The organism is Glycomyces paridis (assembly GCF_004912155.1).
In the GTDB taxonomy this organism is placed as follows: Bacteria; Actinomycetota; Actinomycetes; order Mycobacteriales; family Micromonosporaceae; genus Glycomyces; species Glycomyces paridis.
In genome coordinates this window covers 111,117-127,756 of the sequence record NZ_STGX01000001.1, presented here as the reverse complement: position 1 = coordinate 127,756, position 16,640 = coordinate 111,117, and the positions used below count along the sequence as shown (strand labels likewise).

Annotated in this window: 12 protein-coding genes; 5 read left to right on the top strand and 7 right to left on the bottom strand. The window is 72.3% G+C overall.

Annotated features, from left to right (window positions below; all coding sequences use genetic code 11):
• Window positions 1-494 precede the first annotated feature (494 nt).
• The 4 genes from E9998_RS00525 to E9998_RS00510 all read right to left on the bottom strand — a co-directional run bounded on the left by E9998_RS00525 (window position 495) and on the right by E9998_RS00510 (window position 4,914).
• On the bottom strand, window positions 495-1,778 hold the full coding sequence (locus E9998_RS00525) for a nucleotide sugar dehydrogenase (protein ID WP_136527757.1): 1,284 nt from the start codon (window positions 1,776-1,778) through the stop codon (window positions 495-497).
• Window positions 1,779-1,840: 62 nt separating this feature from the next.
• Window positions 1,841-2,851, bottom strand: a complete 1,011-nt coding sequence (locus tag E9998_RS00520; RefSeq protein ID WP_136527756.1) for a Gfo/Idh/MocA family protein — start codon at window positions 2,849-2,851, stop codon at window positions 1,841-1,843.
• A complete protein-coding gene (locus E9998_RS00515) occupies window positions 2,848-3,954 on the bottom strand; it encodes a DegT/DnrJ/EryC1/StrS family aminotransferase (protein WP_136527755.1) in 1,107 nt (368 codons plus the stop codon). The genes E9998_RS00520 and E9998_RS00515 overlap by 4 nt, the downstream gene beginning before the upstream one ends.
• A gap of 171 nt (window positions 3,955-4,125) precedes the next feature.
• On the bottom strand, window positions 4,126-4,914 hold the full coding sequence (locus tag E9998_RS00510) for a sugar phosphate isomerase/epimerase family protein (RefSeq protein WP_136527754.1): 789 nt from the start codon (window positions 4,912-4,914) through the stop codon (window positions 4,126-4,128).
• Window positions 4,915-5,023: 109 nt separating this feature from the next.
• Here E9998_RS00510 and E9998_RS00505 point away from each other — a divergent pair, with 109 nt between their 5' ends.
• Complete coding sequence (locus tag E9998_RS00505) at window positions 5,024-5,839, top strand: DUF3109 family protein (RefSeq protein ID WP_136527753.1); 816 nt, start codon at window positions 5,024-5,026, stop codon at window positions 5,837-5,839.
• Here E9998_RS00505 and E9998_RS00500 read toward each other — a convergent pair.
• A complete protein-coding gene (locus E9998_RS00500; RefSeq protein WP_158299650.1) occupies window positions 5,826-6,755 on the bottom strand; it encodes a GT-D fold domain-containing glycosyltransferase in 930 nt (309 codons plus the stop codon). The two genes, E9998_RS00505 and E9998_RS00500, sit on opposite strands and share 14 nt — an antisense overlap.
• Before the next feature lie 310 nt (window positions 6,756-7,065).
• On the opposite strand from E9998_RS00500, the gene E9998_RS00495 reads away from it, so the two are divergent.
• The 4 genes from E9998_RS00495 to E9998_RS00480 all read left to right on the top strand — a co-directional run bounded on the left by E9998_RS00495 (window position 7,066) and on the right by E9998_RS00480 (window position 12,541).
• Window positions 7,066-8,751: a CDP-glycerol glycerophosphotransferase gene (locus E9998_RS00495; protein ID WP_136527751.1), complete on the top strand. Its 1,686-nt coding sequence runs from the start codon at window positions 7,066-7,068 to the stop codon at window positions 8,749-8,751.
• 222 nt (window positions 8,752-8,973) lie between these two features.
• Entirely contained in the window at window positions 8,974-10,254 is a 1,281-nt protein-coding gene (gene aepX, locus E9998_RS00490) for a phosphoenolpyruvate mutase (RefSeq protein ID WP_136528041.1), read from the top strand.
• Window positions 10,251-11,375: a phosphonopyruvate decarboxylase gene (gene aepY / locus E9998_RS00485; RefSeq protein ID WP_136527750.1), complete on the top strand. Its 1,125-nt coding sequence runs from the start codon at window positions 10,251-10,253 to the stop codon at window positions 11,373-11,375. Before aepX ends, aepY begins: the two co-directional genes overlap by 4 nt.
• Before the next feature lie 11 nt (window positions 11,376-11,386).
• The gene (locus E9998_RS00480) at window positions 11,387-12,541 is read left to right on the top strand and encodes a phosphonoacetaldehyde reductase (RefSeq protein WP_136527749.1); all 1,155 of its coding nucleotides are present in this window, start codon (window positions 11,387-11,389) and stop codon (window positions 12,539-12,541) included.
• Between the two features lie 49 nt (window positions 12,542-12,590).
• Here E9998_RS00480 and E9998_RS00475 read toward each other — a convergent pair whose 3' ends face one another.
• Window positions 12,591-14,519 (bottom strand): tetratricopeptide repeat protein, encoded by a 1,929-nt coding sequence (locus E9998_RS00475; RefSeq protein WP_136527748.1) that lies wholly within the window; start codon window positions 14,517-14,519, stop codon window positions 12,591-12,593.
• Window positions 14,520-14,651: 132 nt separating this feature from the next.
• Window positions 14,652-16,613, bottom strand: a complete 1,962-nt coding sequence (locus tag E9998_RS00470; RefSeq protein ID WP_136527747.1) for a tetratricopeptide repeat protein — start codon at window positions 16,611-16,613, stop codon at window positions 14,652-14,654.
• Between the last annotated feature and the right edge of the window lie 27 nt (window positions 16,614-16,640).

Genomic DNA, 16,640 nt, shown 5'->3' with positions numbered 1-16,640 from the left:
GGCGGACAGGCGGACAGGCGGACAGGCGGACAGGCGGACAGCGAATGATCCAACACGACCCTCACCGCACCCGACCGTCGCCGCAATCCCTGACCGCGAGCATCGCCGAACCTCGAGCCGACAATCCGGGCGCCACCAACTCCCACCCTTTGTCGCCGCCGGTCTTTAACCGCAAGCATCGCCGACCCCGAGCCGACAATCCGGGCGAGACCAATCCCCACCCCTTGTCGCCGCCGATCCTTGACCGCGAGCATCACGAGGCCTACTGCCCGACCGCATTGCCGGGACAGCTCCTACCCTCTTGCCACCGCCTGCGAAGCCCGACTCCGCCTCGAATGCTGCAATGGGCGCACACCCCACATGCGACACGCGCTCGCGGCGAGCGGCGAGCGGCGAGCGGCGAGTCCTTGCTCGCACGACCGCCCTCTGACACAGCGACCGGAACGGAGGCGCACTACAGCCCTGGCCCGTCTGCGACCGCCGACCTGGGAAGACTAGGCGCCGAGCACGATGTGGCGGCGGCCCTTCCACGCGGCCGGGTCGGTCACGCGCCGCCCGTCCAGGAGCACCCGCGCCTGCGGCAGGTCCGTGGCCGACAGCGTCCGGTACTCCTCGTGGTCGGCCTGCACCACTGCGGCCGTCACGGTCTCCCCGCGGTGCGGCGTCAGGCCCTCGGCCTCCAGTTCCGCGTCGGTGTACATCGGGTCGCTCACGTAAGGCACGGCCCCTTTCGCCTTGAGCGCCTCCACGAGCGGGAACACCCCGGAGAACGCGGTCTCCTTGACGCCGCCGCGGTAGGCCGCGCCGAGCACCAGCACCACGGCGCCGGCGAGGTCGCCGTAGGCGCCGGCGAGCACGTCCGCGGCGTAGGACGGCATGGCCGCGTTCGCCGCCCGCGCCGAGCGGACCACCGTCGCGTCGGGGTCGTTCCACAGGTACATCTGCGGGTAGATCGGGATGCAGTGGCCGCCGACGGCGATGCCGGGGCGGTGGATGTGGCTGAACGGCTGGGAGTTGCAGGCCTCGATGACGGCCATGACGTCGAGGCCGCGCCTGTCGGCGAAGCGCGCGAACTGGTTCGCCAGGCCGATGTTGACGTCCCGGTAGGTCGTCTCGGCGAGCTTGGCCATCTCCGAGGCCTCCGCGGAGCCGAGGTCCCACACGCCGTTGGGGCGCGGCAGGTCCGCCCGCTCGTCGAAGTCGAGCACGGCCTCGTAGAAGGCGACGCCCGCCGCCGCCGAGGCCGCGTCGATCCCGCCCACGAGCTTGGGGTAGCGGCGCAGGTCGGCGAAGACGCGGCCGGTGAGGACCCGCTCGGGGCTGAAGACGAGGTGGAAGTCCTCGCCCGCGGTCAGGCCCGAGCCGGCCTCCAGCATCGGCGCCCAGCGCTCGCGCGTGGTGCCCACCGGCAGCGTCGTCTCGTAGGACACGAGCGTGCCGGGCCGCAGGCCCTTCGCGACCGCCTCGGTGGCCGCGTCCATCCACCCGAAGTCCGGCACGCCTTCGGCGTCGACGAACAGCGGGACGACGATGACGACGGCCTCGGCCTCGGCGACCGCCGCGGCGGTGTCGGCGGTGGCCGTGAGGTTCCCGGCGGCGACGGCCTCCTTGAGCAGCTCGGCGAGGCGGTGCTCGCCGGGGAACGGCTCGACGCCGTCGTTGACGGCGGCGACCACCCGGGGGTCCACGTCGGCGCCGGTGACGCGGTGCCCCTTGGCGGCGAACTGCACCGCCAGCGGCAGCCCGATCTTGCCCAGCGCGACCACACAGATGTTCATTGCCAACCTTCTATTCCTGCAATCGGAGTCGACCGGCGCGGGCGCCGGAGGTCTTCGCGGCCTCAGTGCACGGGCGTGCGGTCGAGGACCATGGTCTCGCCGGTGCGCGCCGAGCGCAGCATCATCTCCGAGACGGCGACGGTGGCCGCGCCCTGGCGCAGGTCCACGATCTCGCCGCCCCGGCCCAGGACCGCGTCCCTGAAGTGCTCGTGCTCCACGCGCAGCGGCTCCCGCTTGCGCAGCGCATACCGGATCATGTCCCCTTCGGACACGCCGCGGAAGTTCGAGATCGCCTCCCACTCGGTGTCCTCGACGCCGTTGGCGTAGAACGTGAGGTCGGCGGTGAGCGTGTCGGCGACGAAGCAGCCGCGGTCGCCGGTGACGATCGTGGTGCGCTCCTTGAAGGGGCTCAGCCAGTTCACCGAGTGGCTGGCGATCGCGCCGCCGTCGAGGTGCCCGACGGCGGCGAGCATGTCCTCGTGCTCGCGGCCCGAACGCGAGACCGTCTCGGCGCTCACCGACCGGTACGACTGGCCCGTCACCCACGAGGTGAGGTCGATGTCGTGCGTGGCGAGGTCCTTGACGACGCCGACGTCGGCGATGCGGCCGGGGAAGGGCCCTTGGCGGCGGGTGACGACCTGGAGGATCTCGCCGAGCTCCCCCGCTTCGAGGCGCTGGCGCATGGAGGCGACGGCCGGGTTGAACCGCTCGATGTGCCCGACCCCGGCGACGAGGCCGCGCGAGGCGAAGGCCTCGGCGAGCCGCGCGGCGGCCTCGGCGGTGTGCGCGAGCGGCTTCTCGATGAGCACGTGGACGCCCGCCTCGGCCAGGAGCAGGCCCACCGGTTCGTGGTAGGCGGTCGGGCAGGCGACGACGACGTAGTCGACGCCGAGGGCCACGAGCTGCTCGGCGGTCTCGACGAGGCGGACCCCGGCGGGGATGGAGGCGGCGTCGGCCAGCGGGTCGGCGACGGCGACGAGCTCGACGCCGTCGAGGGCGTGGAGGACCCGGGCGTGGTTGCGCCCCATGGCGCCCAGTCCGACGAGTCCAGCGCGCAGCGCGGTCTGGGTCACTTCCGCTCCAAGGTGTTCACGGCATCGACGATGCGGTCGAGGTCCCCCGAGGTGAGCGACGGGTGGACCGGCAGCGAGAGGACCTCGCCGGCGGCGCGGTCGGTCTCGGGGAGGTCGGCGCCCAGGTGGGCGTACGGGGCAAGGCGGTGGATCGGCGTCGGGTAGTAGACGGCGGCGCCCACCCCGGCCTCGCGGAGGTGTTCGATCGCGCGCTCGCGGCCCTCGGCGCGGACCGTGTACTGGTGGTAGACGTGCCGGGCGTCGGGGGCGACCGGCGGGACGACCACGGAGGCGGCGTCGATGCCGGCGTCGAGGCGGGCGGCGTTGGCGCGGCGCGCCTCGGTCCACTCGTCGAGGCGCCCGAGCTGGACGCGGCCGATCGCGGCGGCGACGTCGGTCAGGCGCATGTTCGCGCCGACGATCTCGTTCGCGTACCGCTGCTCCATGCCCTGGTTGCGCAGGAGGCGCAGGGTGCGGGCCAGCTGCGGGTCGTCGGTGGTGACCATGCCGCCTTCGAGGGCGTGCATGTTCTTGGTGGGGTAGAAGCTGAAGGCGCCCGCGGCGCCGAAGGAGCCGACGGGCCGCCCGGCGAGCTGCGCGCCGTGTGCCTGGCAGGCGTCCTCCAGGACCGCCAGCGAGTGGCGTTCGGCGAGGGCGCCGAGCCGGTCCATGTCGGCCGGGTGGCCGTAGAGGTGGACGGGCATGACCGCGGCGGTGCGGGGCCCGACGAGGGCGGAGGCGGCGTCGGGGTCGAGGCAGAAGGAGTCGGGCTCGATGTCGGCGAAGACCGGTTCGGCCCCGACCAGGCGCACGGCGTTCGCGGTGGCGGCGAAGGAGAACGAGGGCACGATGACCTCGTCCCCGGGGCCGATCCCCATCGCCATGAGCGCGAGCTGGAGCGCCGAGGTCCCCGAGTTCACGGCCACGCAGTGCGCGGTCCCGGAGACCTTCGTGAACTCCTCCTCGAAGGCCGCGACCTCGGGCCCCTGCACGACCATCCCGCTGCGGAGCACCGCGACCGCCGCCGCGATCTCCTCCTCGCCGAGGTGCGGCCTGGCCGCGGGAATGGCGGGCGGTGCCTCGCCGTGCTGATCGTTTGGCATGCGTCTCCCCGAATTGGTCAGTCGGGACCTCACGCTAACGATAAGTCGGTAATGGCGCCGGAATCGCGAGTGAACACCCCGCGAACGCCAGGAGATGAGTGCGTGCCCGGGACCTCCGGGCGCGACGAACGTTCACATCCTCTGTGGACGGATACGGTTCGGCGGTACAGGTCAGGCGGGGAACGCGTCGCGGGCGAACTTGAGCGACTCGAACAGGTCCTCGGCCCGGCGCGTCCGGTTGCCGCTCTTGCGCGTCGACACCTCGAGGGTGATCGAGCCGTCCCAGTCCGCCGCGGCCAGGTTCCCCAGCAGCTCCGCGCACGGCTGCGTGCCGCGCCCGGGGACCAGGTGCTGGTCGGCGCCCGGCGCGGTGCCGTCGCACAGGTGGATGTGCCGCAGGCCCTTGCCCATGCGCTCGGCCATCGCCAGCGCGTCCGCCCCCGACGCCGCGCAGTGCGACAGGTCCAGCGTGTACGACTCGTACCCGTGGCGGGTCGGGTCCCAGTGCGGCCGGTAGGGCACGAGGTTCCGTCTGCCGACCTTGAGCGGGAACATGTTCTCCACCGCGATCGTCACCGACGGGTAGCGGGCCCGCAGGCCGTCGAGCACCGTGGAGAACTTCGCGGCGTAGTCGCGCTGCCAGGAGAACGGCGGGTGGATCACCACCGTCGGCGAGTCGAGGTACTCGGCGGCCTGCACCGAGCGGCGCAGGCGCGTCCACGGGTCGGCGCTCCACACCCGCTGGGTCACCAGCAGGCACGGGGCGTGGACGGCGCCGATCTTGACGCCGTAGTGCTTGGCGAGGCTCGCGGCGGCCGACGGGTCCTGGGAGACGCGGTCGGTGAAGACCATGAGCTCGACCCCGTCGTAGCCGAGCTCGGCGGCGAGCTCGAAGCCCACCGCGGTGGGCTCCGGGTAGACGGAGGTGGTCGACAGCAGAACCGGGACGGACTGGGTCACACGGACCAGGGTACGCCGTGCGCCCCGGCGGCCCGCAGCCTTCGCCGCCGCCCCCCGGCCGGTGTGGCGCGCACCCCGGCGGGGGCGCCGCTGCGGGTACGGTTGTCCGATGACCGACGAGGTGGCCGCGGGTTTCGACCGCGAGTGGGTGGAGTTCCTCGACCCCGAGGACGCGGACACGATGGTCCGCGCCGACCTGACCTGGCTGCTCTCCCGCTGGGGCTGCATCTTCGGGAAGCACCCCGACGAGGGCGGGTGCCCCGGGATCGACCTCGGCCGCCCCGCCGACGGCTGCTGCCTCCACGGCGCGTTCTACACCGACGAGGACGACCTTCGCCGCACCAGGCAGATCGTCAAGAAGCTCACACCCGAGACGTGGCAGCTCCACCGGAAGTGGAAGGACACCGTCGTCGACGACACCCTCGAGAACGACGAGGGCGAGGAGGAGCCCGCCAAGAAGACCGCGGTGGTCGACGGCGCCTGCGTCTTCCACAACCGCGAGGGCTTCCCCACCGGCTCCGGCTGCGCCCTGCACCAGCAGGCGATGCGCGACGGCGTGCACCCCATGGAGTACAAGCCCGAGGTGTGCTGGCAGCTGCCGGTCAAACGCGACTTCAAGACCGAGCACCGCGCCGACGGCACGGAGGTCTCCGTCACACTCATCACCGAGTTCGACCGGGCCTCCTGGGGCCCCGGCGGCCACGACTTCGACTGGTGGTGCACCGGGTCGCCCCTGGCGCACACCGCCGCCGAACCGGTGTACCTCTCCTACGCCGTCGAGCTCACCGAACTGCTCGGCGCGCCCGCCTACGAGCGGCTCGCCGACCTGTGCGCCGCGCGCGAGAAGCTCGGCCAGGTCGCGCCGCACCCGGCCACGGCCGCGGTGCGCGTCCCCGCGCCGGTGCGCCGGGTCATTCCGAGCTGACGGGCCGGTCCTCGGGTTCGCCCGCGCCCTTGAACGCCTGCTCGTAGCTCGCCGACAGGTGGCCGATGTCGATGGCCCACTTGCCGATCCGCGAGAGCTCGGCGGTGAGGATCGTCCCGGCCGGGCCGAGCGAGACGAGGAACAGGTCCGCGTCGTCGAGCCGCTCGGCCTCCTCCAGGACCCGCCCGATGTCGCCGTAGGCGTTCCTCGGCTCGGAGTACAGGTAGTCGACCGAGGCGACGTTGTCGAACAGCTCGTCGACCATCGTGAAGCGCGAGCCGCGCCCGGTGACCACGCACACGCGCTGCCCGTCCCAGACCTCCCGCCACAAATCGACGCCGAGCGCGCCGACCTGGCCGAAGAAGATCGGGCGCGAGACGTGGGCGACGCCGTACTGCACGTCGCGCGGCAGTATCTCGCGCAGCCGCGGCCACGAGTCGCTCCACACCTTCTGCCAATGGGGGCTGCGGAACAGGTACGGGAATCCGACGAGGAGCCGGTCCTGGTCGTAGTTCTGATACGTGAGGACCGCTTGCAGATCCCGGCGCAGCGGCGCCGAACCGGCCTGGAATCCGAGGTTGTAATCGGGATTGAGCATGATCCGCAGTTCGCCGTCGCCGAAGCGGGCGAAACTCAGCCGCTCCTTCGCGACCCGCCGGAGCGTCGTCTCGAAGTCGAGAACGCTTTCCTCCGAGAAGCGCGTCACCTCGTGCAGGACCTTCTCCGAAAGCGAGAAGCGAATGACCTCCTCGACCTGCCGGGTGCGTTCGAGGTGCTTGTTCACCTTCTTCAGCTGCGTCGCCATCGCGGCGTTCGTGGCCTGCATCTTCACCAGCTCCTGACGGATCTCCCGCAGCAGCTTGGTCTGCACGCCCCCCTGGCGCAGACGATTCGAGAGGTAGCTTCGGACTCCCATGGGAAACTCCAGGTGACTCGCGTCCGGATCGGACGTGTGGATTGCTGCCCTGTGGCTTGTGACAACGCATGAACGACTATGCATGTGGACGGATCGCCGAGCCGAAAGGATAACCGTCGCATCCATTGGCCATGATCCGGAAAGGAGTGGAGGTGCAATGCGCTACAGCGTGCAACCGAATCCACTGCGAAAGGCGTAGGCCGCGAATGACGATCGCGACGGCCGCTCCGTTACGATGCTACCGGATGAACGGTCGGTGAACCGTCATGCGACATGGCGACCCGCCGATTGATGAGGACTCCCGAACACCATGCGTCTCAACTCGCTCCGCAGACTCTGGAACCTCGCCGCCGCGAGCGCCCTCGCCGTCCTCGCCGCCGTCGCCGCCGCGGTCCCCGAACTCGCCTGGGCCGCCCTCGCGGCCGCCGCCCTCGCCCTCGCCGAGGCCCGGCGCGCCCACCGCGGCGACCCCCTCGCCGCGGCCGTCGCGCCCCGCGCGCTCGCGATCGCGGCGCTCGTCGTCGCGGCGACCGTTGCGGCCGGACCCACGCCGCTGCTCCTCGCGGGACTCGTGCTCCTCGCGCTCGTCACCGCAGAACCCCTGCTCGCCAAGGTGTTCGGCGCCTCCCGCCTGGAGACGGCCAACCTCGCCGTCGCGCGCGCGGGCGCCGACCGGTGGTTCGCGCCCCGACCCGTCGCCGCCGCGGTCTCGGCCCTCACCGCGGTGCTCGCCTTGGCCGCCGCCGCGCTCACCGCCTTCGACGCGGCCTGGGCCGCGTGGACCGCCGCCGCCGTTTCGCTCGCCGTCGCCGCCGCGATCGGCGCCGGGACGCTGCGGGCCGCGCGCCGCCGCGGCGGGCCCTCCCGGGCCGGGGACCGCGCCGTCCTCGACGCCGTCGAGCGGCTGCGCCCGCAGTTCCTCGTCCACCTCGCCGGGCCGCCCGAGTCCACGTTCCACCTGCGCATGTGGCTGCCGTACTTCGACATGCTCGGCGACCCCTACGCGATCGTGCTGCGCCACCGGGACCTCCTGGGCGACCTCGCCTCCCGCACCGAGGCGCCGATCGTCGTCGCCCCCCGCATCACCGACGTCGAGAACCTCCTCACCGACTCGGTCCAGGGCGTCTTCTACGTCAACAACAGCATGGAGAACGCCCAGCTCGTGCGCACCGGGCGGCTCACGCACGTGCAGCTCATGCACGGCGACTCCGACAAGCTCGCCAGCCGCAACCCCGTCTCGGCCATGTACGACCGGATCTTCGTCGCCGGGCAGGCCGGCATCGACCGCTACCGCGCGCACGGCGTCGACCTCCCCGACGCGAAGTTCCGCATCGTCGGGCGCCCCCAGCTCCACGGCACCCGCGTCGGGCCCCGGCCGGACGCCGAGGGCGCCCCCGTCGTCCTCTACACCCCGACCTGGACCGGCACCTCCGCCGAAGTCGACTACTCCTCGCTGCGCATCGGCGAGCCGATCGTGCGCGGCCTGCTCGACCGCGGCGCCACCGTCCTGCTGCGCGCCCACCCGTTCACCAGGCACGACCGCGGCGCCGCCGCCCGCCTCGCCGGGCTCGAACGCCTCCTCGCCGCCGACGCCGAGGCCACCGGCCGCGCGCACCGCTGGGGCGCGGCCACCGCCGAGCGCATGAGCCTGTCCGAGTGCATCGACGCCGCCGACCACGCCGTCACCGACGTCTCCGGCGCCGCCTCCGACTGGCTCTACTCCGGCAAGCCCTTCGCCCTCACCGACATGCAGGACCTCGGCGAGGCCCTCGCCGAACGCCTCCCGCTCGCCGAGGCCGCCTACCGGATCGACGCCCGCGCCGAGCACCTCGGCGAGGCCCTCGACGCCATGCTCGGGGACGACCCCCTCGCGGCGCGGCGCGACCGGGTCCGCACCTACTACCTCGGCGGGTTCGCGCCCGAACGGGCCGTCGAGCCCTTCCTCGACGCCGCCCGCGAGGTCTACCGCCCCGCCGGCGCGTCCGCCGCCGCCTGAAGCCGCGGCCCGCCGCGGGCGACCGACGCCCAGGTGAAGGCGAACCAACGGGCAGATGACCGCCTGGCGAACACGTCGCTAGACTGGCAGGCACGCCCCGCTTGCGGCCACCCGCCGACGCCGCCTGGTAGCCGCATCCGAGTCCGCCAGGGCAAGCCAAGGGCAGAACCAAGCGCCTATCGAGGAGTTACGTTGTCAACACGTCCAACCGTGTATGTGGGGATGAGCGCCGACCTCATCCACCCCGGCCACATCAACATCCTGAGCCGCGCGGCGGAACTCGGCGATGTGACCATCGGCCTGCTCACCGACGCCGCCATCGCCAGCTACAAGCGTCTCCCCCACATGACGTACGAGCAGCGCAAGGCCGTCGTCGCCAACCTCAAGGGCGTCGTCGAGGTCATCCCGCAGGAGACGCTGGACTACGTCCCGAACCTGCGCACCGTCAAGCCCGACTTCGTCGTCCACGGCGACGACTGGCGCACCGGCGTGCAGCGGGACACCCGCCAGCGCGTGGTCGACGCCCTCGCCGAGTGGGGCGGTGAGCTCGTCGAGGTCCCCTACACCCAGGGCATCTCCTCCACCCAGCTCGTCGCCTCCGTCAAGGAGGTCGGCACCACCCCCGACGTGCGCCTCACCCGCCTGCGCCGCCTCATCGACGCCAAGCCGATCGTCCGCGTCCTGGAGGCCCACTCGGGCCTGACCGGCCTCATCATCGAGACCGCCGAAGCCGAGCGCAACGGCCTCAAGGTCGAGTTCGACGCCATGTGGTCCTCGTCCCTGACCGACTCGACCGCGCGCGGCAAGCCGGACATCGAGCTCGTCGACCTCAACTCGCGGCTCCAGACGATCAACGACCTGTTCGAGGTCACCACCAAGCCCCTCATCTACGACGGGGACACCGGCGGCAAGCCCGAGCACTTCTCGTACACGGTGCGGTCCCTGGAGCGCCTCGGCGTCTCCGCGGTCATCATCGAGGACAAGGAGGGCCTCAAGCGCAACTCCCTGTTCGGCACCGAGGTCGCCCAGACCCAGTCGACGATCGAGGACTTCGTCCACCGCATCCAGGTGGGCAAGAAGGCCCAGGTCACCGACGACTTCATGATCATCGCCCGCATCGAGAGCCTCATCCTCGAAATGGGCATGGAGGACGCCGTCACGCGCGCCAAGGCCTACATCGAGGGCGGCGCCGACGGCATCATGATCCACTCGCGGCAGAAGAGCCCCGACGAGATCTTCGAGTTCTGCGAGCGCTTCGCGGCCTTCGAGACCAAGGTCCCCCTGGTGGTCGTGCCCACCAGCTACAACCAGGTCACCGAAGAGGAGTTCATCGAGCGCGGCGTCAACGTCGTGATCTACGCGAACCAGCTCATGCGCGCCTCCTACAAGGCCATGTCGAGCGTCGCGAAGTCGATCCTGGAGAACGCCCGCTCGGCCGAGGTCGACTCGCAGATCGCGAACATCAAGGAAGCGCTCGCGATCATCCCGGAGAACGAGTCGTGATCGAGCCCGGACGCTTCATCGACCAGCTCTCGCGGCTGGGCGTCGATTTCTACACCGGCGTGCCCGACAGCCTGCTCAAGCAGCTCGGCAGCCACATCATGGCGACGCTGCCGCGCGAGCGGCACGTCATCGCCGCGAACGAGGGCGCCGCCGTGGGCCTGGCCATCGGCCACTACATGCGCACCGCCAAGCCCGCGCTCGTGTACCTCCAGAACTCCGGGTTCGGCAACCTCGTCAACCCGGTGCTCTCCCTGGCCGACCCCGACGTCTACGGCATCCCGATGCTCGTGGTCGTCGGCTGGCGCGGCCAGCCCGGCGTCAAGGACGAGCCGCAGCACGTCAAGCAGGGGAAGGTCCAGGAGGCGCTCCTGGACGCCTCGGGCCTGCCGTGGGCGGTCCTGCCGAAGGACCCCGACGCGGCGGACAAGGCGCTCGCCGAGGCCCTCGCGGTCGCCGTCGAGCAGTCCTCGCCGTACTTCCTGCTCGTCGAGAAGGACACCTTCGCGGACGGCGAGAAAGTGAAGGCGCCCGCGCCTGACCTCGCCAGCCGCGAGGACGCGCTCGTCGCCGCGGCCACCGCCGTCGGCGACGGGGCCGCGATCGTCTCGACCACGGGGATGCTCAGCCGCGAGCTGTTCGAGTACCGCCAGCGGGAAGGGGCCTCCGGCGACGGGGACTTCCTCACCGTCGGCGGCATGGGGCACGCCTCCTCGATCGCGCTCGGCGTGGCCATGTCCGAGCCCGAGCGCGAGGTCTGGTGCTTCGACGGCGACGGGGCCCTGCTCATGCACCTGGGCTCGCTCGCCGTCATCGCCGACCACGCCCCGGCGACGTACTTCCACATCGTCTTCAACAACGGCGTACACGACTCGGTCGGCGGCCAGCCGACCTCCGTGGGCGTCATCGACGTCGCCGCCGCCGCGAAGGCCCTCGGCTACCGCTACGCCGCCTCGACCGACGACCTGGGCACCCTGCCCGAGCAGGTCGCCGCGATGCGCGCGGCCGGCGGGCCGGCCCTGCTGGAGCTGAAGGTCAAGCCGGGCAGCCGCAAGGACATCGGCCGCCCGACGCGCACCCCGGCCGAGGCCAAGGCCGCGTTCATGGGCGCCCTGGCGAAGTAGCCGCGGGACCGATGCCGACATCCGCATTCGCCGACCGGGACGTCCGGTTCGGCACCGGGGCCATCGAGCTCGTCGGCGCAGTCGCCGACGGGCTCGGGGCCCGCAGGGTCCTCCTCGTGCGCGGCAGGCGCTCGTTCACCGCCTCCGGCGGGGACCGGCTGCTGCCGGGCCTCGAAGCGGTCGCCGAGGTCGAGCAGTGGAGCGACTTCGCGCCGAACACGGACGCGGCCGACCTCGCGGTCGGCCTCGGGATCGTGGAGCGCTTCGACCCCGACCTGGTCGTCGCCGTCGGCGGCGGCTCCGCGATGGACATGGCGAAGCTGCTGTGCGCCTTCAGGGGCGTCACCGACGCCGACGAGCTCCAGGACCGCATCAGGGCCGGCGCGAAGGTCACCGGGCGCGCGACGCGCCTGGTGCTGGCGCCGACCACGAGCGGCTCCGGCTCGGAGGCCACCCGGTTCGCCGTGGTCTACATCGGGAACGGCAAATTCTCGATCGAGGGCCCGGCGATGCTCCCCGACGCGGTGGTCCTCGACCCGTCCCTGACGGTCTCGGGCTCGGCGTACCAGCGGGCGACCTCCGGGGTCGACGCCGTCGCGCAGGCGATCGAGAGCCTGTGGGCCGTCGGCGCGACCGAGGAGAGCCGCGTGTTCGCCCGCGAGGCCCTGGAGCTGCTGCTCGGGGCCCTCGAAGGGTTCGCACGCGAGCCCGACGAGGCGAACGCCCGGGCGATGGCCTTGGGCGCGCACCTGGCCGGGCGGGCGATCGACGTCTCCCGGACCACGGCCGCGCACGCGCTGTCGTACGGGATCACCAAGACGTACGGCCTCAGCCACGGCCACGCGGTGGGCGTGACGCTGGGGGCGTTCATCGAGGCGCACGCCGACCCCTCGCGCCTGCGCGAGGGGATCGACCCGGCGGCGCACGCGGCCGCGATGGCCGCGGTCCTCGGCGGGCTCGGCGCCGCCGACGGCACGGAGGCGCGCGAGCGCTTCACCGCGCTCATGCAGCGCCTCGGGCTGGAGACGAGCCTCGGCAAGGCCGGGGCGGACACGCCCGCCTCGCGCGAGGCGCTCGCCGCCTCGGTGAACGTGCAGCGGCTCGGCAACAACCCTGTGGACTTCTCCGCACCCGAGCTGGCGGCGCTGCTCCAGGGCATCGACTAGCGCGAACGTGAAAGGCCGCGTCCCTCAAGGGACGCGGCCTTTTCGGTACCTAGGCGACGGGGACGGTGCGCTCGACCCAGCCGTAGAAGGTCCCGGCTTCGGGCGAGGCGAGCCGCAGCTCCTCGGCGTACGCGCGGATCGCGCGGACCTCGGAGAGCACGAGCTGCGTGCGGCGGATGGTGCGCACGGTCGCGTCGGAGCGGAAGTACTTGAAGTCCGAACGCGGCAGGAGCCAGTCGGGACCGTAGTTCTCGGCGAGGAACGCGTCCGCGTCGGCCGGGACGTACACCTCGGCGCCTTCGAGCTCCCCGGTGGCGACCGGCGCGAAGTGCTCGGGCCGCAGGTCGTGGGAGTTGAAGGCCCAGGCGCGGCCCTGGTGGAACCAGACGGGGTTGACGTCGATGACGTGGCCGTCGATGCGGAGGTTGAACGGGCGGCCCTCGAAGCCGACGCCGACGTCGAAGCCGTGCGCGAGGCAGGCCCGCATGACGGCCATGCTGTCGGCCTTCGCCTCCTCCGGACCGTCCCCTTCGGACAGCAGGGCGATGTCGAAGTCGTCGTCGCCGGGGATGATCCGGCCGTTGCGGCGGGTGCCCAGGAGCGTCCCGTAGAGCACGAACGCCTTGCGGCCCAGCTCGTCCTCCAGGAAGTCCCGGAACTTCGCGTAGGCCGCGACCGCACCGGTGACGTCGGCGGCGGCGGGCGTCGACCACTGGCCCTTCTTGTTCACCGTGTAGCCCTTGGCCCGCAGGTCCCCGAACGTGCCGGAGCCGCGCGGGTTGTCGAGGACGACGGACGCGGCCATGTCGCCGATCGCGACCGTCTCGCCGCCGCAGGTGACCGCGAGCGTCGTCTGCGGACCGAGCGTGGCGGCGACGGGGTGCTTGAGCAGCACCTGGAACTCCGGGCGCCAGCGCGCGGGGTTGACGGAGGTGGTCACGACCGGCTCGCCGTCGAGGTGGAGGGTCACCGTGGAGGCGCGGCCGTGGAAGAGGAAGCCGTTGACGGCGAGCCCGAAGTTCCCGACGGTGACGGCGCAGTGGCCCGCGGCCGAGCCGAGCGCGACCGGCTCCGGGCCGGGCCCCACGGTGATCGCAAGGCGGTCGTCGGCTTCGAGGCCGGTGCGCGAGGCGTAGTCCCTGCGGAAGGCCCACAGCGCCATCTGGTGCTCCGACCAGGACTTGTCGGCGGCCTCGGCGCGGTCCCACGCCGACTGGTAGGCCGCCGCGGCCTCGGCCCCGCGGCCCGCGGCCTCGTAGAACCGGCCGAGCCTGAACGGCGCCCAGACCCGCTCGGGGTCCTCGGCGACCCGGCCCATGAGCGCGATCGCCCGTTCGAGGGCCTCGGCCCGCAGGACCGGGTCGGTCGCGGCGAAGCCCTCGCCGTCGTGGTGGAACGGCACGGTGGCGACCCGCTCGGCGGCCATCGCCGCGTCGTACTGGAGCGTGTGGTCGCCGCCGTGCGCTTCGAGGAGGGTCTCGTAGAGGCGCAGCGCCCGCGGCCAGGCGCCGAGGCGGCACAGGTACTCGGCGCGGCGCCGGGCCTGCGCGAGCTCCTCGGGGGCCGCGTCGGCGCACCGGTCGAGGAGCGCGACGGCCTCGGGGAGCCGGTCGGTCTTGGCGTACAGGCCAGCGAGGGCCCGCATGACCTCGGGTTCGCGCCCGCCTCCGGCGAGGACCGCTTCGAGGTCGCGGACGCGCGACTCGCGGTCGCCGAGGAGTTCGTGGACGCGGGCCCGGCGGCGCAGGCACGCGAGCGGGTCGGGGGCGCCGGCGTCCAGCGCGGCCGAGTAGGCGTCGCGGGCGCCTTCGAGGTCGCCGAGGCGGTGGCGGACCACGCCGAGGCGGAACGCCAGGTCGGGGTCGGCCGGGAGGCGGCGGAAGGCGGCGGCGTAGGCGCGTTCGGCCCGTCGCCACCGCCGCGCGCGGTGGAGCAGGCCTCCGACTTGGGACTGGCACCAGCCCACGGGGTTCTTCATTTGGGGGTCCTTCGGGGGGCGAGAGGTCGAGGGGGTGACGGGGAGGAGGGGGCCGGGCCGCGACGGGGGATCGGCGGCCCGGCCTGGGCCGGAAGGGGGTCCGGCCGCTACTTGACGCTGTTACTGGACGTGCTACTTGAATTCGGGGCGGGAGGGGTCGCCGTAGCCGTGGAAGCGGCCCGCGGCGGGGTCCTCGATCCGGGCCTTCTCGGAGTAGTCCAGCAGCTCCTGCACCTCGGTGGGGTTGAGCTGCGCCTGGCGCAGGACGACCATGTCGGAGGCGGGCCGGAAGTACTTGAAGTCGGAGCGGGGGGTGCGCCAGTCGGCGCCGTAGTTCTCGACCAGGAAGTCCTCGGCCCGCTCGGGGATGTAGACCTTCTGGCCGCCCATCTCGGCGGTGACGACGGGCTCGAACGACTCGCGCCCGAGCTTGTGCGAGGTGAAGGCCCAGGCCTTGCCCTGGAAGAACCACACCGGGTTGACGTCGAGGGTGACGTTGTCGACCTTGACGTGCATGAGGCGCCCGTCCACGGTGACGCGCACCTGGAAGCCGCCGCGGACGAGGGCCTTGACGATCTCGATGCCCTCGCGCTTCATGGCCTTCGGGTCCTCGGCGCTCGTGAGGAACGAGACGTCGAAGTCGTCGTCGCCGGGGATGATCGCCCCGCCGCGCACGCAGCCCAGGAGCGTCCCGTAGCACAGGAACGCCTTGACGCCCAGCTCGCTCTCCAGGTAGTCCTTGAGCTTGACGTACCCGGCCACGAGGTCCTTCTCGCGCTTGGGGTTGGCCTTGGGCGGCTTGGAGAGGCGGCCCTTCTTGTTGATGGAGTAGCCGTCGGCGAGGCGCTTCATGAGGCTGCCGTCGCCGCCGGGGACGCCGACGGCGAAGCCGGGGGCGCCGTTGGGGGCGACCACGGGGCGGCCGTCGAGCGTGATCGACAGGACCGAATGCGGCGGGAAGTGCGCGGCGACGCGGTGCGTGATCGTCGAGCGGAACTTCGGCATCCACTGGCCGGGGTCGGCGGTGATCTTCTGGATCGGCTCGCCGTCGAGGAGGATGGTGAGCTCGTTGCCCAGGCCGTGGCGCAGCACGCCGACCACGGAGACGCCGTGGTTGGACACCTGCGCCTCGACGTAACCGGCGGCGTCGCCGGGGACCGGCTCGGCCTCGGTCGGCTCGACGGTGCGGTCGTACCGCTCGTCGGGCTCGTCGAGCACGAGCTCGCCCTGGAGGTTCGCGAGGTACCGCTCCCGGAACGTCCACGACTCGATGGACTGGTGGACCCACGACTGGTTGGCGATCTCGGCGCGGCGCACGGCCTCGCGGTAGTTCGCGCGGGCGGTCGCGACGTCGCCGAGGACCTCCTGGAGGGCCGCGAGGCGGAAGGTCGCCCACACGCGCTTCTCGGAGGAGTCCACGATCGCCTGGATCTGCTCGACCGCCGCGGCGCCGCGGGCGTCGCGGCCCGCCGCGTCGGCGGGGACGACCTCGTCGTCCGGGCCGATGCCGAACGGCGTCCGGAACGCCGACTCCAGGACGCCGGTGTAGGCGTTGCTGATGTCGGAGTCCTTCGGGTCGGCCTCGATGAGCGTCCGGTAGACCGCGGCGGCCTCGTCCCAGCGGGCGAGGTCGGCGTAGGCCTTGGCGAGCAGGAGCAGCGAGGCCTGGCTGGTGTCGCCGGCCGCCACGAGCTCGGCGAGCGCCTCGGCCGCGCCCCGCGTGTTGTCGACCTCGAACTCGGCCTTGACGAGGGTGGAGAGGAACTTGCGGTTGCCCGGCTGGAGGTCGAGGGCCTTGCCGAGGTCGGCCACGGCCTCGGTCCACTCGCCGAGCTGGCCGCGGGCGATCGCGCGGCGGTTGTAGTAGTCGCCCTGGTGCCTGCCGCCGGCGCCGATCGCGGCGGTGTACGCCTCGACCGCGCCGTGGAAGTCGCTCAGGCGCTCGCGGACGCGGCCGAGGCGGAACGCGTAGTCGGCGTTGCGCGGCTGGGCGGCCGCGGCCTTCGCGTAGTAGCGGCAGGCCATGCCCCAGCGCTCGAACCGGTCGCACAGGCCTCCGGCTCGGGCCCACAGCGGGCTCAGGTTGACACTCATGGCAATCGCGCTCCTAAGTAAGCGGGC